The organism is Sphingobium sp. TomTYG65, assembly GCF_055395525.1.
Genome location: NZ_AP027331.1, coordinates 71,127 through 90,015 on the forward strand (window position 1 = coordinate 71,127; position 18,889 = coordinate 90,015).

General features: G+C 60.1%; 15 protein-coding genes. 8 read left to right on the plus strand and 7 right to left on the minus strand.

Annotated elements, in window-relative coordinates; translation table 11 throughout:
- Nucleotides 1-35: 35 nt before the first annotated feature.
- On the plus strand, nucleotides 36-2,030 hold the full coding sequence (locus tag ACZ5Y5_RS14240; RefSeq protein WP_464811156.1) for a response regulator: 1,995 nt from the start codon (nucleotides 36-38) through the stop codon (nucleotides 2,028-2,030).
- Between the two features lie 73 nt (nucleotides 2,031-2,103).
- Here ACZ5Y5_RS14240 and ACZ5Y5_RS14245 read toward each other — a convergent pair whose 3' ends face one another.
- On the minus strand, nucleotides 2,104-3,012 hold the full coding sequence (locus tag ACZ5Y5_RS14245) for a LysR family transcriptional regulator (RefSeq protein ID WP_464811621.1): 909 nt from the start codon (nucleotides 3,010-3,012) through the stop codon (nucleotides 2,104-2,106).
- A gap of 103 nt (nucleotides 3,013-3,115) precedes the next feature.
- On the opposite strand from ACZ5Y5_RS14245, the gene ACZ5Y5_RS14250 reads away from it, so the two are divergent.
- From ACZ5Y5_RS14250 to mmsB, 5 genes are all read left to right on the plus strand, one after another.
- Nucleotides 3,116-4,612 (plus strand): CoA-acylating methylmalonate-semialdehyde dehydrogenase, encoded by a 1,497-nt coding sequence (locus ACZ5Y5_RS14250; protein WP_464811157.1) that lies wholly within the window; start codon nucleotides 3,116-3,118, stop codon nucleotides 4,610-4,612.
- Nucleotides 4,613-4,673: 61 nt separating this feature from the next.
- Entirely contained in the window at nucleotides 4,674-5,816 is a 1,143-nt protein-coding gene (locus ACZ5Y5_RS14255) for an acyl-CoA dehydrogenase family protein (protein ID WP_464811158.1), read from the plus strand.
- 48 nt (nucleotides 5,817-5,864) lie between these two features.
- Nucleotides 5,865-6,923 (plus strand): enoyl-CoA hydratase/isomerase family protein, encoded by a 1,059-nt coding sequence (locus tag ACZ5Y5_RS14260; RefSeq protein ID WP_464811159.1) that lies wholly within the window; start codon nucleotides 5,865-5,867, stop codon nucleotides 6,921-6,923.
- Nucleotides 6,924-6,927: 4 nt separating this feature from the next.
- The gene (locus ACZ5Y5_RS14265; protein WP_464811160.1) at nucleotides 6,928-7,707 is read left to right on the plus strand and encodes an enoyl-CoA hydratase-related protein; all 780 of its coding nucleotides are present in this window, start codon (nucleotides 6,928-6,930) and stop codon (nucleotides 7,705-7,707) included.
- Nucleotides 7,692-8,627 carry a 3-hydroxyisobutyrate dehydrogenase gene (gene mmsB, locus ACZ5Y5_RS14270; RefSeq protein WP_464811161.1) on the plus strand — a complete coding sequence of 312 codons (936 nt, stop codon included), beginning with the start codon at nucleotides 7,692-7,694 and terminating at the stop codon, nucleotides 8,625-8,627. The genes ACZ5Y5_RS14265 and mmsB overlap by 16 nt, the downstream gene beginning before the upstream one ends.
- 57 nt (nucleotides 8,628-8,684) lie before the next feature.
- Here mmsB and ACZ5Y5_RS14275 read toward each other — a convergent pair whose 3' ends face one another.
- From ACZ5Y5_RS14275 to ACZ5Y5_RS14295, 5 genes are read right to left on the minus strand one after another with little or no spacing between them, the layout of a single operon-like run.
- Nucleotides 8,685-9,746 (minus strand): phosphotransferase, encoded by a 1,062-nt coding sequence (locus ACZ5Y5_RS14275; RefSeq protein ID WP_464811162.1) that lies wholly within the window; start codon nucleotides 9,744-9,746, stop codon nucleotides 8,685-8,687.
- Nucleotides 9,743-10,504, minus strand: a complete 762-nt coding sequence (locus ACZ5Y5_RS14280; RefSeq protein ID WP_464811163.1) for an SDR family NAD(P)-dependent oxidoreductase — start codon at nucleotides 10,502-10,504, stop codon at nucleotides 9,743-9,745. Before ACZ5Y5_RS14280 ends, ACZ5Y5_RS14275 begins: the two co-directional genes overlap by 4 nt.
- Nucleotides 10,505-10,530: 26 nt before the next feature.
- Entirely contained in the window at nucleotides 10,531-11,712 is a 1,182-nt protein-coding gene (locus tag ACZ5Y5_RS14285) for an acyl-CoA dehydrogenase family protein (protein WP_464811164.1), read from the minus strand.
- Entirely contained in the window at nucleotides 11,709-12,758 is a 1,050-nt protein-coding gene (locus tag ACZ5Y5_RS14290; protein ID WP_464811165.1) for an NADP-dependent oxidoreductase, read from the minus strand. The genes ACZ5Y5_RS14285 and ACZ5Y5_RS14290 overlap by 4 nt, the downstream gene beginning before the upstream one ends.
- Nucleotides 12,759-12,779: 21 nt before the next feature.
- Nucleotides 12,780-13,958: an aromatic ring-hydroxylating oxygenase subunit alpha gene (locus ACZ5Y5_RS14295; RefSeq protein ID WP_464811166.1), complete on the minus strand. Its 1,179-nt coding sequence runs from the start codon at nucleotides 13,956-13,958 to the stop codon at nucleotides 12,780-12,782.
- 212 nt (nucleotides 13,959-14,170) lie between these two features.
- Here ACZ5Y5_RS14295 and ACZ5Y5_RS14300 point away from each other — a divergent pair, with 212 nt between their 5' ends.
- A complete protein-coding gene (locus tag ACZ5Y5_RS14300) occupies nucleotides 14,171-15,589 on the plus strand; it encodes an aromatic ring-hydroxylating oxygenase subunit alpha (protein WP_464811167.1) in 1,419 nt (472 codons plus the stop codon).
- 44 nt (nucleotides 15,590-15,633) lie between these two features.
- Here ACZ5Y5_RS14300 and ACZ5Y5_RS14305 read toward each other — a convergent pair whose 3' ends face one another.
- The gene (locus ACZ5Y5_RS14305; protein ID WP_464811168.1) at nucleotides 15,634-16,185 is read right to left on the minus strand and encodes a nuclear transport factor 2 family protein; all 552 of its coding nucleotides are present in this window, start codon (nucleotides 16,183-16,185) and stop codon (nucleotides 15,634-15,636) included.
- Between the two features lie 206 nt (nucleotides 16,186-16,391).
- Between ACZ5Y5_RS14305 and ACZ5Y5_RS14310 the strand changes: the two genes are divergently transcribed.
- Nucleotides 16,392-18,881, plus strand: coding sequence for a TonB-dependent receptor (locus tag ACZ5Y5_RS14310; protein ID WP_464811169.1), 2,490 nt, complete (start codon nucleotides 16,392-16,394; stop codon nucleotides 18,879-18,881).
- Nucleotides 18,882-18,889 lie beyond the last annotated feature (8 nt).

Sequence of the window (18,889 nt, forward strand, 5' to 3'; positions counted from 1 at the left end):
AGGAGCCGACGTCCGAGCTGGCGCGCGTGCTAGTCGTGGACGACGATGAGCGGAATCTGCTTGCGATCACGCATGTGCTGGAGGATCTGGCCGAGGTCGTGGTCGCAAAATCCGGCGAAGAAGCTTTGCGTCACCTCTTGAAAGCCGACTTCGCCGTCATCCTCCTCGACGTTTTCATGCCGGGCATGGATGGCTATGAGACCGCGCAGATGATCCGGTCGCGAGAGCAGACAAAGCGGGTGCCGATTGTCTTTTTGTCGGCCGTGAACAAGGAGAATGAACACCTTTTGCGCGGCTACACGCTTGGCGCAGTTGATTATGTGTTCAAGCCGGTCGAACCCGTTGTGCTGCGCTCGAAGGTCGCCGTCTTCGTTGATCTGTTCACCATGAACAAGGAAATGCAGCGCAAGGCCCGTAAGGAACAGGCTCTCCTAGACGCTGCTTTGCAGGCGAATGTGGAGCGGCTGCGGGCCGAAAAGGAACTGCGACTGGTCGAACAGCGGCAGGCGGCTATCCTCCAATCGCTGCCGATCATCCTCTATCTGGAGGAGCTCAATATCAATCCTCGCATGCCCAAGTTCGTCGGCGGCAATTTCACCGCTTTGACGGGCTTCAGCTTTGAGGAAATTCAGCATTCGCCGTCTCTTTGGGTTGACCGGCTCCACCCGGAAGATCGCGAGCGCGTTCTGGAAGCTGTTGCACAGCGCCCCACCGGGCGATCCATGTCGGTGGAATATCGGTGGCAGTGTGCTGACGGGCAGTACAGGCACTTTATCGATCAGGCAGTGCTGCTTCGTGATCCGTTAGGTAATCCCGTCGAATATGCCGGCACGCTTTTTGATGTCACTGAGCGGAAGGACTTGGAGGTTCAACTCAACCAAGTCCGTAAGATGGACGCTATAGGGCAACTCACCGGCGGCATTGCGCACGACTTCAACAATCTTCTGGCGGCGGTGCTTGGCGGTCTGGGAATGATCGAGAGGCGGGTGCCGCTCGACGATAAGCAAAAGAACATCATCGACATGATGCGTCACGCGGCCGAACAGGGCGCGGAGTTGGTGAAGCATCTGCTCGCCTTTGCTCGTCGCCAGAAGCTGGCGCCAGGGGTGATTGACGTCAATCAGCTTGCCACATCGGTGACACGCCTGCTGGATCATACTTTGGGTGGTCTGGTCGAACTCAAATGGGACGTGCAGGACGGCACCTCTGATGTTTTCGCCGATACTGCGCAGCTTGAACTCGCGCTGATGAATCTGATCATCAACGCCCGTGACGCGATGCCGGAGGGCGGCATTATAACGGTTGGTGCCCGGAACGCGGAAGTGATCGATGGGGCAGTGAGCGACCTCGCGCCCGGAAAGTACGTCGCCTTCGCCGTCAGCGACACTGGCTGCGGAATTGCGCCACATTTGCTGGATCAGGTGATGGAGCCATTCTTCACTACGAAGGCCGTGGGAAAAGGTACCGGGTTGGGGCTCAGCATGGTTTATGGCTTCGCCCAACAGTCCGGCGGTACCGTTCGGGTGAACAGTCAGCTGGGTGCAGGCACCTGTGTTGAGATCTGGTTGCCGGAGGCGCAGCGGGAGCGAGCGCCAGATACGAATTCGCCGCCTGACCATGCTCTGAGCAACCCCGGGAAGGCCTTGAACATCCTGCTGGTCGATGATCATGACGCCGTGCGCGCGACAACGGCGTCGCTCCTTGAGGATATGGGCCATAGGGTAACCGATGTGGCGGACGGATTGTCCGCCTTGGACATGATCCGCAGCGATGCAGGGCGGTTTGATATACTTGTCACCGATTACGCGATGCCAAAGATCTCCGGCACGCAGTTGGTGAAGCAGGTAAGGAGCATTCTTCCGGAATTTGCCGCGATCATTATCACCGGCTATGCAGATGCACGAGAGTTGCTTCGTGATGACCTGAAGGTCGATATTTTAGAAAAGCCGTTCACGCCCGAGAAACTTCATGTGGCCTTGTGTGGCTGTTATGCGAAAGAAGATGTGAAATCTGCTGAAGAGCCGCGGTAATTGATGGAGCTATTGGGACTTGGTTCTGGCTTTCTCAAGCGTGTCGCTCGGCTGATTTGCTGACAGGGAGAATTTACGAAGCGGGATGTGTTAGGTCGCCATTCTGGTTTGCCAGAACCTCAGCTTGACGTCGGATCATATCGGAAACCGCCTTGACGCGTGCCAATTTGACGAGGTCGCTATGGGTGACAAGCCAGAAACTTCTCACTATCTCAATTTCGCTTGGGAGTATCTTCACTAACCGATCTTCTTGGCTAATCATGAAATCGGGCAGCACTCCGATACCTGCGCCGTCGGCAACAAGGCGTCGTTGAATGCCGATGCTGCTCGACCGCAGAGATGCTTCAAGGCCGGTTTGAACCTCGTCAAGATAGTCCAGTTCTGGCGAAAAGAGAAATTCCGGAACATAGCCGATAAGGGCATGCCTGCTCAGTTCCGAACGTGTACGGGGTGAACCGCATCTCTCCAGATAGGCCGGCGCTGCATAAAGATGGAGGCGATAGTCAGCCAGGCGCTGAACGTGCAGATCGCCGCGAGCCGGGCGGGCCAGCATCACCGCCATATCTGCTTCACGCTTGGACGGGTTGAGAAAGCCCGACGCTGTTATGACATCGAGCCTGATGCCTGGATGCTCCGCATGAAAGGCGGGCAAGGCCGGCGCTAATATCCATGTACCAAAGCCCTCCGCAACGGACAGGCGAACATAGCCATGAAGACTGTGCCGTTCACCTTTTACATCGGCGAGAGCGGCAAGCGCCGCGCCTTCAGCGCTCTCCGCATGGGCGAGGAGGGCGAGACCGCGCTGGGTCAGAATGCGGTCTGCCCCAACCTGCTCGAACAATTGGGCATCCAACGCCACAGCCAGACGGCTCAAGCGGCGGGTGATCGTCGTCGCATCGATTCCCAGAGCGCGCGCGGCAGGGGCGATCCGCTTCATCCGCGCGACGGCCAGGAATATACGAAGATCATCCCAGTCGAACATCAAGGACCTCTGCAAAAATGCAGAGTGTATCTGCATAAATGAGGTGTTGAATGCAATATCACCTTTGACCATTGTGTGCGCAAATTACCGCGGAGAGGTTCTGATGCGCGAGATTACTCACAAGCTGGCGTTTGCCCATGACGGCGCTGCGCAGCGCTATGGCGATGTGTTCGATCCTAATAATGGCGGCGTTCAGGCGCGTGTCACGCTTGGCGACGCCACATTGCTGGATGCTGCTGTCGAAGCGGCGAAGAAAGCGCAGCCCGCTTGGGCGGCGGTCAATCCGCAACGCCGCGCACGCGTCATGTTCAACTTCAAGACGCTGGTCGAGAAGAATATGGACGAGTTGGCGCACCTGCTCAGTTCCGAACATGGGAAAGTGATCGCCGACGCGAAGGGCGACATTCAGCGCGGCCTTGAAGTCATCGAGTTCTGTTGCGGAATTCCGCATGTCCTGAAGGGCGAGTTCACCAACAGCGCAGGCCCGGGTATTGATGTTTATTCCATGCGGCAGCCGCTGGGGATCGGCGCAGGCATTACGCCGTTCAACTTCCCCGGTATGATCCCACTGTGGATGTCGGGCGTGGCGATCGCCACTGGCAATGCGTTTATCCTGAAGCCCTCCGAGCGTGACCCATCGGTGCCTGTGCGTCTGGCCGAGTTGTTCCTGGAGGCAGGATTGCCCGAAGGCATATTGCAGGTGGTGCACGGCGATAAGGAAATGGTGGACGCGATCCTCGACCACCCCGATATCGCAGCGGTCAGCTTCGTCGGCTCGTCCGACATCGCGCACTATGTTTACAAGCGCGGCGTTGAGGCTGGAAAGCGCGTCCAGGCCATGGGCGGGGCCAAGAACCACGGCATCGTCATGCCTGATGCCGACCTTGATCAGGTCGTCAACGACCTTTCGGGCGCGGCGTTCGGATCGGCGGGTGAGCGGTGCATGGCGCTGCCGGTTGTTGTGCCTGTCGGCGAAAAGACCGCCGTCGCGCTGCGCGAGAAGCTGATCCCGGCGATCGAGGCGTTGCGCGTAGGCGTTTCGACGGATCCCGATGCTCATTATGGTCCTGTCGTCACCGCCGCTCACAAGGCGAAGATCGAGAGCTACATCCAGATGGGCGTCGATGAAGGCGCGGAACTGGTAATCGATGGTCGCGGCTTCAAGCTTCAGGGGCATGAAGAGGGCTTCTTCGTCGGCCCGACGCTGTTCGATCATGTGAAGCCCACGATGCGTTCCTATCAGGAAGAGATTTTTGGCCCTGTGCTGCAGATGGTGCGGGCAGAGAGCTTCGAGGAGGCGCTCGCTCTTCCGAGCCAGCACCAATATGGTAATGGCGTTGCGATCTTCACCCGCAACGGACATGCCGCGCGCGAATTCGCTGCCCGCGTCAATGTGGGCATGGTCGGCATCAATGTGCCGATCCCGGTGCCGGTCGCTTATCACACGTTCGGAGGTTGGAAGCGCTCCGCCTTCGGCGACACCAACCAGCATGGCATGGAAGGCGTCAAATTCTGGACCAAGGTCAAGACCGTGACGCAGCGTTGGCCCGATGGTGGGGCAAGCGGCGACAGCGCCTTCGTCATCCCCACCATGGGATAATAGCCTCGGGACGCGCACTCCGGCTTGTTGGAGTGCGCGGCCTTGATCCAGACGAGATGCAATGACCCAGTTCGACCTTACTGACGATCAGCGCGCCATTCAGGAGATGGCGCGACGTTTCACCGCCGATGCGATCACCCCGCACGCTGCGGAGTGGGATGAAAAACATATCTTCCCGCGCGACACGATCCGCGCGGCGGCAGAGCTGGGCTTCGGCGGCATCTATGTGTCGGAGGAATCGGGCGGCATCGGTTTGGGACGACTGGAAGCGGCGCTGATCATGGAGGCGATGGCCTATGGCTGTCCCTCGACCAGCGCCTTCATATCCATCCACAACATGGCCGCCTGGATGATCGACCGCTTCGGCAGCCAGGCGCTCAAGGACAAATATCTCCCCTCCATGGTGCCGATGGACCGGATGGGCAGCTATTGCCTCACCGAAGCGGGCGCAGGCTCCGACGCCGCCGCGCTCAAGACGCGCGCGGTGAAGGACGGCGATCATTATGTGGTGACCGGCTCCAAGCAGTTCATATCGGGCGGCGGCGAAAACGACATCTATGTCGTCATGGTCCGCACCGGCGAAGAAGGTCCCAAGGGCATCAGCTGCCTCGTCATCGAAAAGGACATGCCCGGCGTCAGCTTCGGCGCGCAGGAACGCAAGCTCGGCTGGCATTCCCAGCCAACCGCCCAGGTCAATTTCGATGCCGTGCGCGTGCCCATGGAAAACCTCGTCGGCGCGGAGGGGGAGGGCTTCCGCATCGCGATGATGGGCCTCGACGGCGGCCGCCTCAACATCGGCGCCTGCTCGCTGGGCGGCGCGCAGCGCTGCATCGACGAAGCGGTCACCTACACCAAGGACCGCCAGCAATTTGGCCAGCCCATCGCCGATTTCCAGAACACGCAATTCACGCTCGCCGACATGGAAACGGAACTTCAGGCCGCGCGCGCGCTGCTTTACATGGCCGCGGTCAAGGTCACGGAAAATGCGCCGGACAAGACCCGCTTTGCCGCCATGGCCAAACGGATCGCGACCGATACCGGCTCGTCCGTCGCCGACCGCGCGCTCCAGCTGCACGGCGGCTATGGCTATCTCATGGACTATCCGATCGAACGCTTCTGGCGCGACCTGCGCGTCCATTCGATCCTGGAGGGCACCAACCAGGTGATGCGCATGATCGTCGCGCGGGACATGCTGCGGAATTGATGCAGAGCCGCGGTCATTCCGCAGCCTCCTCCTGCTCACGGAGTAGTGATGACAGACGACGTTCTCCTTTCCCTTGAAAATGGTGTTGGCCGTATTCGGCTCAATCGGCCCAAGGCCATCCACGCCCTCACGCCGGAAATGTGCAGCGCGATCAATGACTCGCTCCTCGCGTGGGAGGAAGACGACAGGGTTGCTGCCGTGATGATTGACCATGCCGAGGGCAGGGGTTTTTGCGCTGGCGGCGATATCGCGTTGCTAGCGAATAGCGCCAAGGCCGATTGCACGGAAGCCGAGCATTTTTTCCGGCAAGAATATCGGATGAACCATCTGCTGTTCATTTATGAAAAGCCGATCGTGGCGTTCATCGATGGGATCGTCATGGGCGGCGGCGTCGGCATTTCGCTGCCCGCACGCTATCGTGTCGCGACCGAGCGGACCACTTTCGCGATGCCGGAAACGGGTATCGGCTTGTTTCCCGATGTCGGAGGCGGCTGGTTCCTGCCGCGCTTGCCGGGTCGCGCCGGCACATGGCTGGCAACAACAGGGGCGCGGATTAGGGGAGCCGACGCTGCTGCCTTGGGGCTTGCGACCCATTATATGGCATCGGAAAAGCTGGAGGCCGTAAAGGCGCGGATCATCGCCGATCCCACCCGATTGGCAGACATTCTAGGCGAGGCCGCAGATCCGGTCCCGGCGTCACAGTGGGAAGCCGATCGATCCTGCATCGACCGGCTCTTTGCTTCGGATCGTCTGGAAGAAATATTGGCTGCGCTGAAGGCGGATGATTCTGATTTCGCACAGGCGCAGTTGGCAAGCCTTGCAACAAAGTCTCCCCAGACCGTGAAGGTGGCTCTGCGTCAGCTGAAGGAGGGCGGGGCGTTTACCGACTTTGCTGACAACATGCGTAACGAATTTCGCATCGCTTGCCATGTTATCCGGCGGCCCGATTTTGTCGAAGGCGTTCGGGCGGTCATTTTCGACAAGGACAATACCCCTAAGTGGGACCCGGCGACGCCCCAAGAAGTGACCGACGAGCTGATCGATAGCCTTTTCGCGCCATTGCCGCCGGAGAAGGAATGGACGCCGCTACCGCAGAAGGGAGTCTGAAGACATGGACTATGAAACGATCCTGGTGGAGCAGCGGGAAGCCGTCACGCTGATCACCATCAACCGGCCCCAGGCGCTGAACGCGCTCAATACACAGGTTCTGAAGAATCTGTCCGCGGCGTTTGCTTTCTATGATGCGGACCCTTCTCAGCGTTGCGCGATCCTGACGGGTAGCGGGGAAAAGGCGTTCGCCGCCGGAGCGGACATAAAGGAAATGGCGGACAAGCCCGCAGCGGACTTCTTCCTGGAGGATTTTTTCGCAGGTTGGCAGTCCGATGTGGTCGCCACGCGCAAGCCCTGGATTGCAGCTGTGAACGGCTTTGCTCTGGGCGGCGGATGCGAGTTGGCCATGATGGCGGACTTCATCATAGCATCGGAAAATGCCAAGTTCGGGCAGCCCGAAATCAAACTTGGCGTAGCTCCTGGCATGGGCGGGTCGCAGCGGCTCACGCGTGCTATCGGCAAAGCCAAGGCAATGGAGATGTGCCTAACCGGTCGCATGATGGATGCGCAGGAGGCCGAGCGTTCGAGCCTTGTGGCGCGTGTCGTGCCTGCGGCGGATTTGCTCGCAGAAGCGCTAAAAACTGCGGCCCTGATCGCGGCGATGGCGCCGATGGCAGTGATGGTGAACAAGGAGATGGTCAATCTCGCCTTCGAGACAGGCCTTGCGCAAGGTCTCCTGACAGAGCGTCGACTGTTCCAGATCCTGACCGCTACTGAAGACAAGAAGGAAGGCATGGCAGCGTTCGTCGAGAAGCGCCAGGCCGAATGGAAAGGCCGCTGAGCGGCGGCTCAGTTCCAGAGAACGGGATAAAGGAGCAGGTAATGAGCATGACCATCGCTTTCATTGGGTTGGGGAATATGGGCGGGGGCATGGCTGCCAATCTGCTGAAGAATGGATATTCCGTTCGCGCTTTCGATCTGTCCAAGGATGCGCTGGACAAGGCCGTCGCTGTCGGTGCTGTCGCTTGTTCAAGTGCCGGGGAAGCGGTCGAGGGCGCAGATGCCGTGGTAACGATGTTGCCCGCCGGCAAGCATGTTGAGGGGGTCTATAACGAAGCGGTCTTCGCTGCGGCGGCGCCTGGCGTCCTGTTCCTGGACTGCTCGACCATCGATGTCGCTACTGCCCGACGGGTCATCGATGCTGCAACGGCCAAAGGTTTCGAAATGGTCGATGCTCCTGTTTCAGGGGGTATTGCGGCAGCGGCGGGCGGCACGCTCACCTTCATGGTGGGCGGTGCCGATCAGGCGTTTGAACGAGCGAAGCCGATACTTTCGGCCATGGGTAAAGCGGTGATCCATGCCGGCGCCGCTGGTAATGGTCAGGCCGCCAAAATTTGCAACAACATGCTGCTTGGCGCGACGATGGTGGCCACCTGCGAGACATTTGCGATGGCGCAGAAGCTTGGCCTCGACCCCCAAACCTTCTACGACATTTCCAGCGTGTCGTCTGGCCAGAGCTGGTCAATGACGAGCTATTGTCCACTCCCAGGCGTAGGCCCGCAAAGCCCTGCGGATAATGATTATCAGGGCGGTTTCGCTGTGGGTTTGATGCTGAAGGACTTGAAACTCGCTACCGAAGCTGCTGCGTTGGTCGGTGCCAGCGTTCCTATGGGCAACACTGCCGAAAGCCTTTACCAGCTCCTCGCTAACCGAGGCGAAGGTAATCGTGACTTTTCTTCAATTGTTGAGTTTCTAAGCTGAGAATAGGCCACTTCTCGCGAAGTGCTGACTTAACGATGATGTCGTCCAGCTTATAGGTCAGGACGCATCCAAGCTTCGTCGAGCAATGGCGGCGAGGCGCGGAAAATTTTCCGCGCGCTCGCGGGCATGGGCGCTCGACGCAGTGCCGCGTAGCACGCGGCCCTTGATGCCGTGGAAGATCGCGGCCAGGCGGAAGAAGTTGAAGGCCAGGTAGAAGGGCCAGTTGTCGATCCCGGTGCGGCCCGTCCTGGCGCAATAGGCCGCGACATAGTCCTGTTCGGACGGGATGTTGAGCGCGGCGAGGTCCGCCCCCGCGAGACCGGCGACAATGTTGGGCGGCATCCGGTACATCATCGCATGATAGGCAAAATCCGCCAGCGGATGGCCTAGCGTCGATAGCTCCCAGTCCAGCACCGCCAGCACGCGTGGTTCTGTTGGGTGGAAGATCATATTGTCGCAGCGGAAATCGCCATGGACGATCGCGCTTTCATCGCCCGGCGGAATATTGGCGGGTAGCCGTTCGACGAGCCAGTCCATATCCGGGTCGCGCCCGGCCAGATCATCGTCCTGATATTGGCGGGACCACCGACTGATCTGCCGCGCGAAATAATTGCCGGGCCTGCCATAGTCGGACAGGCCCACCGCCGCCACATCGACGCTATGCAGATGGGCGATAGTGGCGTTCATCGCATCGAAATAAGCGGGGCGTTGATCCTGGTTTATCTCCGGCAAAGTCGCGTCCCAAAAGATGCGGCCCTCCACCAGTTCCATGACATAGAAAGGCGTGCCGATCAGCGCGCCATCCTCGCATAGTCCAAAGATGTGCGGCACCGGAAAATCGGCGCGTTCCAGCGCTGAGAGGACCTGCACCTCGCGTTCTATCGCATGGGCGCCCTTCAGCAGCACGCCCGGCGGCTTGCGGCGCAGAACATAGGAACGGTCGGGGGTCGACAGGCGATAGGTCGGATTGGACTGGCCGCCCTTGAACTGTTCGACCGTCAGCGGCCCGGCAAAGTCGGGCACATGGGTCCGCATCCAGCCCGCCAGCGCCGCTTCGTCAAAAGCATAGCCTTCGCGGACGGCGGAAGTGCCCGAATTGGCGTCCTGCGCCGTGCTCATTTCGGCGCCATGCGGATCGCTCCGTCCAGACGGATGAGTTCGCCGTTCAGCATCGGGTTGGTGACGATGCTTTCGACCAGCGCGGCATATTCCTCCGGCTTGCCCAGGCGGTTGGGAAAGGGCACCTGCTGTCCCAGCGAATCTTGCGCCTCCTGCGGCAGCCCGTCCAGCATCGGGGTCCAGAAGATGCCGGGCGCAATAGTCATGACGCGAATGCCATAGCGGGCAAATTCGCGCGCTACGGGTAGGGCGACGCCTGCAATGCCGGCCTTGGACGCCGCATAGGCGGCCTGCCCGATCTGCCCTTCGAACGCCGCCACGCTGGCGGTGTTGATGATGACACCGCGTTCCTCGCCCACCGGCTCGGCCAGATGCAGGCGGGCGGCGAATTTGGACAGCATGTTGAAGCTGCCGATCAGGTTGATGTTGATGATCTTCGCGAAATCGGCAAGCGGCATGGCCCTGCCGTCTCGGCCGATGACCTTGGCAGGCGGGGCTATCCCGGCGCAGTTCACGAGGATGCGCGCCGTGCCATGGGCCGCCTCCGCCCGATCCAGCGCGGCTTCGACCTGTTCTTCGCTGGTGACGTCGATGCGGACGAACAGGCCGTTCAGCTTTGCCGCCTGCGCTTCGCCCTGATCGCTGTTTAGGTCGAGGATCGTTACCTTCGCGCCGCGCGCCGCCAGCCGCTCGGCGGTCGCTCCGCCGAGGCCCGACGCGCCGCCGGTAACGATCGCTGCCAAACCTTCGATATTCATGGTCTCTCCGTAAAAAATATTGGGGATCAGGCCCCGGCCGCCTTGAGGAAATCGCGCTTGATCTTCTTGGCCAGGCTCCATTTGTGCACCTCGGTCGGGCCGTCATAGATGCGGAAGGCCCGAACCTCCCGGAAGATCTGCTCGACGATGGTGTCGCCCGATACGCCGGTGCCGCCCATCACCTGGACGCACTTGTCGGCGACCCGCATCAACGCTTCGCTGACGGCGACCTTCGCCATGGAGCTTTCCGCCGTGCCCAGCGATCCGGTATCCAACACGCTGGCGCACCAGTCGATCATCAGTTCAGCCTGCTTCAGGTCGATCATGTTTTCCGCCAGCATGAAGCCGACGCCCTCATGATCCACCAGCGGCTTGCCGAAGGCTTGGCGCTCGCAGGCATAGGCGCTGGCGATTTCCTGCGACCGGATCGCCCCACCGAGCCAGCGCATGCAGTGCGAAAGACGGGCAGGCGACAGACGTATCTGCGCATATTGGAAGCCTTCGCCGCTCGCCCCCAGCATCTGGCTTGCGGGCACGCGCAAATTGTCGATGGTGACGACCGAATGGCCGCCGGGCATGGAACTGTCGATCGTCTCCAGCACCCGTTCGATGCGGATGGCGGGGTCGGGCAGGTCGACCAGAAACATGCAGGTGCCATCCTGGGATTTCGCCATGACGATGCCGACTTTTGCACCCTGCGCGCCGGTAATGAAGGCTTTGCGCCCGTTGATGACCCAATGGTCGCCGTCCTGATGGCAGAGGGTCTGCATCATAGAGGGGTCGGACCCGGCGCCGCCGTCGGTCGCCGGTTCGGTCATGAAGAAGGCCGACCGCGCCTCGCCCCGCACCAGCGGATCGAGGAAGCGCGCCTTCTGTTCGGGCGTGCCGACCTTGCCCAGCAGATACATATTGCCCTCATCAGGGGCCATGGTGTTGCAGGCGAGCGGTCCCAGCGGCGATAGGCCCGACCGGATAAGCACCAGCGCCGTCTCGCGCTGGTTCAAATGGCTACCGTCAGGCAGGATGTGCGGGGTCAGTACGCCTGCTTCGCGTGCCTTGGCACGCATCTCCATCACCAGCTCTTCGCTCGGGCCATGGCCATGCACCTCGATCCGGGCGTCCTTCTCATAGGGGATGACGACGTCCCGCACGAACGTCTCGACCCGGTCGGCGATTGCTCGGGCCTTATCCATGCCGATGCCGCTCATGCCAGCTCCAGATCCGCGAGGGTGGAAATATCGTCCTTCAGCCGCACGATGGTCTTGCCCCTGGTCTGGCCCGCCATCAGCCGGATGAAGGCGTCCGGTGCGTTTTCAATGCCGGTGGCGACATTTTCGGTGGCCTTGAGCTGACCCGACTTCACCCAGCCCGCCAGCGCCGCCTCCGCTTCCTCCAGCATGTCGAGATGCTCATAGGCAAGGAAGCCGCGCATGGTGACGCGGTGAACCAATATCTGCCACAGATTGCGGAAGGCATAGACGTCCTTACCCTGATTATAGTCGGCGACCATGCCGCACACGACGATGCGGCCGAAGTCGGCCATAAGCGGCATCATCGTGTCGAGGACCAGACCGCCGACATTATCGAAATAGACGTCTGCGCCCTTGCCCAAACAGGCCTCGCGGATCGCGGCGGACAGGTCGGGCGCGGTCTTGTAGTCGACGGCAGCGTCCATGCCGAGCAAGCCCGTGACTTCGGCCACCTTGTCCGTGCTGGCTATGCCCACTGCGCGGCAGCCGCGCAGCTTCGCGATCTGGCCCGCGACACTGCCCACGGCCCCCGCCGCCGCGCTGACGACGACGGTGTCGCCGGGCTTCATCTCGCCAATGCGTTCGAGGCCTACATAAGCGGTGATACCTGACCAGCCGAGCGCGCCCATATAAGCGGTCAGCGGCACGCTGGCGTCGATATGGACGTTTTCCATGGCGAAATTATCGGCGGGAATGACGCTATGCTCCTCCCAACCGATAAAGCCGCGGGCATAATCGCCGGGCTTGAAACTGGGATTGCGGGACTCGATCACCCGGCCCAGCACCATGGTCGGGATCAGCCCGCCCAGCGGCACGGCGGGCAGATAGCTGTCCTCCTTCTCGTCCAGCATCCCGCGCACTGCGGGGTCGATGGCGAAGACCAGATTTTCGGTCAGCACCTCGCCTTCCTTCAGCGGCGCGATATCCTGTTCGATCAAAGAGAAATTGTCCGGCACCGGCACGCCGGTGGGGCGTGACGCAAGCACGATGCGACGGTTCTTCATGGGGTAGGCCCTTTAGCTATATTAGAGGACGGGCGGCTCGGAACTGGCTTCTCCAGAAACCAGGTGGTTCACATATTTGTGGAAAAACTGATTGCCGCGCTCATTGCGGCCGAAGATGACCGACTTGATCGCGCCTGAGGCGAGGCCCTTCTGAACCTGAAGCCCGACGCCATAATCCTCCCGGTCCACGACATCGCGCAGCCAGTCCATCATGCCCTCGATCGCGGCGGCGTCGGCCTCGTCACGCGGGGGATCGCGGCGGATGAACAGCAGGTTGGTGGTATTCTGATGCGGCGTTGGGCCGGGGATCAGCTGAGCGACCTGAGTGATTTCCGGCGCGAAGAAGATAGAGACGTTGGGGAAGATGGTGCGGACGAAATCATAGCCCGTATTTTCAATCTGACCCCAACTGTCGCGGGGTGCGGCTGTCAGCTTCTCCTTGATCGTCACCTGCGGATAGCCGACGCGCATATGCGGCCCGAAGGCCGTAAAATGCATGATGTTGCTGAAGCTGCGCGGATGGATGGTTTCGGGATGGGCGGCGGCGAAATGATAGCCCTCCAGATAGCCGTCATAGGCGATCTTCCAGTTGGGACCATAGATGCGGCGCGACCCGCAAAAATGCCATTTCTCCAGGTTGTGGGCGGCCAGATCCTCCATCATGCCGCCCAGATGCGTTTCGATGTCGATCTGCGCGCCCGGCGTGAGGCAGACCCAGACAATCCCCGCCGCTTCGACGCAGGGGAGGGCGGTCAAACCGCGTTCCTCCTTGCAGATCGGGCCGAACTTTCCGGGGTCCGCGACGCCGATCAGTTTGCCGTCATTGGCATAGGTCCAGGCATGATAGGGGCAGGAAAAGCGCTTTTTGTTCCCGTAGCCTTCGGGCTGGAGGATCATGCCGCGATGGGCGCAGACGTTCATCATCGCCGCCACCCCGCCATCGCTCCTGCGGGTGACGAGGATGGGCTTGCCCATCAGGTCCATCGCCTTGAAGTCGCCGGGCTGCGGAATTTCCGCCGACAGCGCGGCAAGCAAGGGCAGCTTCAGGAAAATCGTTTCCATTTCCCGATCGAAATAGCCGGTGTCGGTATAGGCGGAGGCGGGCACTTCCATGGTCGATTCGGCACTGTCGGTCGTGCCGGTCTCGACATATTCCAGCATTTTCGCCGCTTCTGCCCCAAGCGTCTCATGATAGCCCATGCGCAAACCTCTGCCTTTTGTCTTTGTGCATGCAGGCTATCGGGAAGCGGGGCCGCACGGAAACTGTCCATCGTCATAGGTCGGGCGATTTTCTGTGAATTTGGCTAGTTGCCCGGCCCCGTCCTCCTCTTCAGCCTGCCATATCGAACAGGTCGCCGGAGGCTGCGCCATACGCTACCATCTGCGGCAAAACAGACGATTAGGAGCAAGTGATGGCCGAGAGTGATCCGCGCATAAAGGGCGAGCCGCTGCCCCGTTGTCCGGGAACGTCGGTGCGCGATCTCATGGCGGCGGACAGCAATCCGGTGCCCGAATTTCTCTATCGCGACGAATATGAAAATCTAGGGTCGGAGCCGATTCCGGCATCGCGTTACACTGACCCCGCCTTTTTCGAACTGGAAAAGGAGAAGATGTGGCCGCGCACCTGGCAGTTCGCCGCTCGCGAGGAGGAAATGCCCGAACCCGGCGATCATGTCGTCTATGACAATGCCGGCAGATCCTTCCTGCTGGTGCGGCAGGATGACGGGTCGATCAAGGGTTTCTACAATGTCTGTCTGCATCGCGGGCGGCAATTGAAGGCGGAAGCGGGCTGGTCGTCCACGCTGCAATGCCCGTTTCATGGTTTCACCTGGAACAATGACGGCAGCATGAAGACCATTCCCTGCCGCTGGGACTTTTCTCATCTTAGAGAGGAGGAGATGGCCCTGCCGGAAGTGTCGGTAGGGCGTTGGGGCGGTTATATCTTCCTGCGGGAAGCGCAGGACGGGCCAACCCTCGAAGAATTCCTCGCGCCCATGCCAGAGCATTTCAAGCGCTGGAAACATGAAGAATGCGCCACCGCAATCTGGGTCGGCAAGGTGTGCAACGCGAACTGGAAGGTGGTGATGGAAGCTTTCATGGAAAGCTGGCACACGGTCGTCACTCACCCACAGTTGCTGCCGTTCACCGGCGACGCCAATTCCATGTATAATATCTATGGCGACTATGTGAACCTGACGGTGACGCCCTTCGGCACCATGTCGCCGCATATCGACCCGCAGGGCAAGTCGCAGCAATGGATCGTCGACGAATTCGTCAAATATAATGGTCGTTCTTCCGACAATTATGAAGGCGAGGAGGCGCCGGAGGGTGGCTATAATGTCCGCGTGCCCGACGGCAAGACGGCGCGGGAGGCACTGGGTGAAAGTCTGCGCGCCACCACGACCAAGATGTTCGGCCATGACGTCAGCTTCGCCTCCGACGCCGAGATGATGGATGCGATCCTCTACAATGTCTTTCCCAATTGGTCGCCCTGGGGTGGGTTTCAGCCCAATATCGTCTATCGCTGGCGGCCGTGGGGTGATGTCGACCATTGCCTGATGGAAGTTCGGATCATCACCCGTGTGCCGCCGGGTCAGGAACCGCCACGCGCCCCCAAGATGCATTTCCTGAGCGTTGACCAGAAATGGACCGAGGCCCCGGAACTGGGCATTTTGGGTGAGGTATTCGAACAGGATATGGCCAATCTGCCTTTCGTCCAGCGTGGTCTGAAGTCGAGCAAGAACGGCAAGGTCGAACTGGCCAATTATCAGGAAATCCAGATCCGCCAGTTCCAGAATACACTGATGAAATACGTGAATGGCGAGCTTTGAGGGGGAGGGTGGGGCGGAGCGTCAGGTTCCGCCCCATTTCCGGCTTACTGCTCCCGCCCTGAAATTCCGGACGCCCAGTCGCGGGTTTGGCTGAAGTCCTTCCCCTTGCGCCCGGAAAGGTGGATCATCGTCTGCTCGTGCAAAATGGCGTCGGTTGCAGGGTCCTGCCGCGCCCAGTCGATCAGTTCCCGGCGGCGCTGGATCGCCCATTTCCCGTCCTTTAGCGTATAATCGTCGATGTAGCGGCCAGCCATCAGTAGATCACCAGCTTCGCCCAGTTCGCTCCCGTCTTCGACGCGGTGCCAGGCGAAGAAGTAGACTTCACCGTTCGCCGTCCCTGCGTCTATATCGATGGTGAGATCGACCTGCCCGACAAGATGCTGACTGGCCTTCATCTGGGACAACAGCCCTTGCGCAAAGTCGGTATAGGCCTGCGGCCCGCCGCGCAGCAGGCCGCAATCGACATCGGCATCGGCATGGAAGGCGGAAAGCTGAAGCGCGGGGTCCAGCCGGTCCTGGCCGCGCATATAGGCATGAATTACCTTGAGAATTTCTCGGCGAGCGACGAGGTCGCGCACCTCCCGTTCGATGTCCATGGCTTCCTTCTCCCAAGAATAGCATCCTATCTTTCTTTTTGCCGGCTTCCCTGACCTTCGGCACACTATGAGAAGTTCCAGAAATAGCATCCGTGCCGCTGCAAGACTGGTGGACCTCCATCTTTTGACAGGGTGACGCTGATCCACTTTAAAGGCATAAATTGCAGACGCGGACAGAAATAGCTGGCGCGAATATAAGAGCAACTATGGCCAAGCGGCCATTTTCGGGTGAGGATAACATGCAGAACAATGCCGTTAAGCGCGAATTGCTGCGAAGCGCTGCCATCCTTGTCGGCATCCTGGCTACCGCTCCGGCGCTGGCGCAGGAAACTGCGCCGCAGGAACCTCAGGCGGCCGCGGGCGGGATTCAGGACATCGTCGTCACCGCGCGTAAAAGAGCCGAGAGCGTGCAGGACGTCCCCGTCGCCGTCACCGCCATCTCGTCTGAGATGGTGCAGCGTCAGGACCTGACCTCCATCGAGAAGATTGCGGCGCGCACCCCGAACCTGAACGTCGGCCGCGCCTCCAACGGATCGGGCGCGCAGCTGACCTTGCGTGGAATAGGTTCCTCCTCGACCTCGATCGGTATCGAACAGTCGGTCGCGGTGGTCGTGGACGGCGTCTATTATGGTCAGGGCCGCATCATCAATGAAGGCTTTTTCGACCTTGGCCGTGTGGAAATCTTGAAGGGTCCGCAGGCGCTGTTCTTCGGCAAGAATGCGACCGCGGGCGTGATTTCGCTGACCAGTGCCGATCCGACCGACACGGTCGAGTTCAAGGCGCGCGCCGGCTATGAGTTCAAAGCCGAGCAGGCCCAGGTCGAATTGGTAGGTTCCGGCCCGTTGACCGACAATCTGGGTATTCGTGTCGCGGTTCGCGCTTCGAAGATGTGGGGCGGCTATTATCGCAACATCGCCAATCCGGTGACCTATACGACTTTCGACGTCGTCGACAATTCGCTGGAGGGCCATAATGCGACGCCTGCGTCCCGCAAAGCGCCGGGCGAAAAGGAATTGCTGGGCCGTGTCACGCTGAAGTGGGAACCGACTGACCGGCTGACCGCGACCTTCAAGGCATCGGGCGCCTATAACAAGGTCAACAACAGCAGTTGGAACTATGTCGCCTATAGCTGTCCTTCCGGATTCAGCCAGCTGAACGGCTATGCGTGCGAAAAGGATTTCGTTACCCATCAAAATAATATTCCGACCGATATTGCCGCCAATTTTCCCTTTTCGAAGTCGGACGGGCAGCTTTACAACCGTTATAAGAGCTATGCTCTGACCGCGAACATTGCCTATGAGCTGGATGACGTGACGCTGACGTCCGTTACCAACTATAACTGGAACAATAACCGCTGGGCTTGCGCCTGCGATTTCCAGTCGAGCGCCGCGGGAACCTGGGCCACGGAAAATTCCACCTATCACGCCTTTTCGTCCGAACTGCGGGCGCTCACCACTTTTGACGGGCCGATCAACCTGATGGTCGGCGGCCTCTACCAGAAGACAAAGCGCGACTTCGACCAGTTCATCATGTTCGCCAATGTCGAGGATAGCAGCCAGTCCGCCGCTAACCGCTATCTGGCAACGACGAAGACGAGCTACACCGATGGCGAAACCAAGGCCGTCTTCGGTCAAGTGACGTGGAAGGTAATCCCGACTGTCGAACTGGCGGGCGGCGTGCGCTACACTCATGAAACCAAGGACAGCTTCTTCACTCAGCCATATAACAATGTGCTGGTGCAGGGGATTTTCCGCGATCAGAACGATCCCGATGGTCTGGGCGAAATCTTCGCCAGCCAGAGCTTCAACAACTGGTCGCCAGAAGCGTCTATCACTTGGAAACCGACGCAGGACATATTGGTCTACGGCGCCTACAAGACCGCCTATAAGTCGGGTGGTTTCTCCAACGGCGGCATCAATTCGAAGTTCTCGGCCGATCCGCTGAGCGATCTGACCTTTGATCCGGAGCGGGCGCGAGGCTTTGAAGGCGGCATCAAGACGACACTCGCCGACCGCCAGTTGCGCCTGAACCTTGGCGTCTATCGCTATGATTACAAGGATTTGCAGGTCGACTTCTTCAACTCGCCAATCTTCGCTTTCCAGACGCTCACCGCTGATGCACGGACCAAGGGCGTGGAACTGGAGTTCGAATTTGCGCCCCGGGCCGTCGAGGGGCTGAACATCCATGGATCCATCAACTATAACAAGGCGAGCTATACCAATTTCCCGCAGGCGCCCTGCTATGCGGGCCAGAGCCAGGCGGAGGGCTGCAACATCGTTCTGCCAGGCGGCGGCGTGCGCCAGAACCTGAACGGCAAGACGCTGTCCGTTGCGCCCAAATGGACCGGCACGCTGGGCGCTTCCTATGACCATGCCATTGGCAATGGCCTGATGTTCGGCGTCAATGCGGACGTCCGGTACAGCTCCTCCTATCTGGCGTCGGGCTTCGGCAATCCGGACTCGCGGCAAAGCAAATATGCGACGTTGGATGCAGGCATTCGGGTTGGCGCCGAGGATGAACGCTGGCAGGTCGCGGTGATCGGCAAGAACCTCACCAACCGCTTCTATGTGACCGGCGTGGTCGATGGACCGTCAACCGGCGGCGCATCGGGTGGCGTGACCCCGGCTCATGCCGACCAGCTCGGCTTTGGCACCCTGCCGCGGACGGTCATGGTCCAGCTCTCGACCAAATTCTGACGGGGGCG

Coding starts and splice junctions, on each gene's coding strand:
- ACZ5Y5_RS14245 (WP_464811621.1), bottom strand. CDS start 3,012: ATGTTCGACTGGGATGATCTTCGTATATTCCTGGCCGTCGCGCGGATG.
- ACZ5Y5_RS14250 (WP_464811157.1), top strand. CDS start 3,116: ATGCGCGAGATTACTCACAAGCTGGCGTTTGCCCATGACGGCGCTGCG.
- ACZ5Y5_RS14255 (WP_464811158.1), top strand. CDS start 4,674: ATGACCCAGTTCGACCTTACTGACGATCAGCGCGCCATTCAGGAGATG.
- ACZ5Y5_RS14260 (WP_464811159.1), top strand. CDS start 5,865: ATGACAGACGACGTTCTCCTTTCCCTTGAAAATGGTGTTGGCCGTATT.
- ACZ5Y5_RS14265 (WP_464811160.1), top strand. CDS start 6,928: ATGGACTATGAAACGATCCTGGTGGAGCAGCGGGAAGCCGTCACGCTG.
- mmsB (WP_464811161.1), top strand. CDS start 7,692: ATGGAAAGGCCGCTGAGCGGCGGCTCAGTTCCAGAGAACGGGATAAAG.
- ACZ5Y5_RS14275 (WP_464811162.1), bottom strand. CDS start 9,746: ATGAGCACGGCGCAGGACGCCAATTCGGGCACTTCCGCCGTCCGCGAA.
- ACZ5Y5_RS14280 (WP_464811163.1), bottom strand. CDS start 10,504: ATGAATATCGAAGGTTTGGCAGCGATCGTTACCGGCGGCGCGTCGGGC.
- ACZ5Y5_RS14285 (WP_464811164.1), bottom strand. CDS start 11,712: ATGAGCGGCATCGGCATGGATAAGGCCCGAGCAATCGCCGACCGGGTC.
- ACZ5Y5_RS14290 (WP_464811165.1), bottom strand. CDS start 12,758: ATGAAGAACCGTCGCATCGTGCTTGCGTCACGCCCCACCGGCGTGCCG.
- ACZ5Y5_RS14295 (WP_464811166.1), bottom strand. CDS start 13,958: ATGGGCTATCATGAGACGCTTGGGGCAGAAGCGGCGAAAATGCTGGAA.
- ACZ5Y5_RS14300 (WP_464811167.1), top strand. CDS start 14,171: ATGGCCGAGAGTGATCCGCGCATAAAGGGCGAGCCGCTGCCCCGTTGT.
- ACZ5Y5_RS14305 (WP_464811168.1), bottom strand. CDS start 16,185: ATGGACATCGAACGGGAGGTGCGCGACCTCGTCGCTCGCCGAGAAATT.
- ACZ5Y5_RS14310 (WP_464811169.1), top strand. CDS start 16,392: ATGGCCAAGCGGCCATTTTCGGGTGAGGATAACATGCAGAACAATGCC.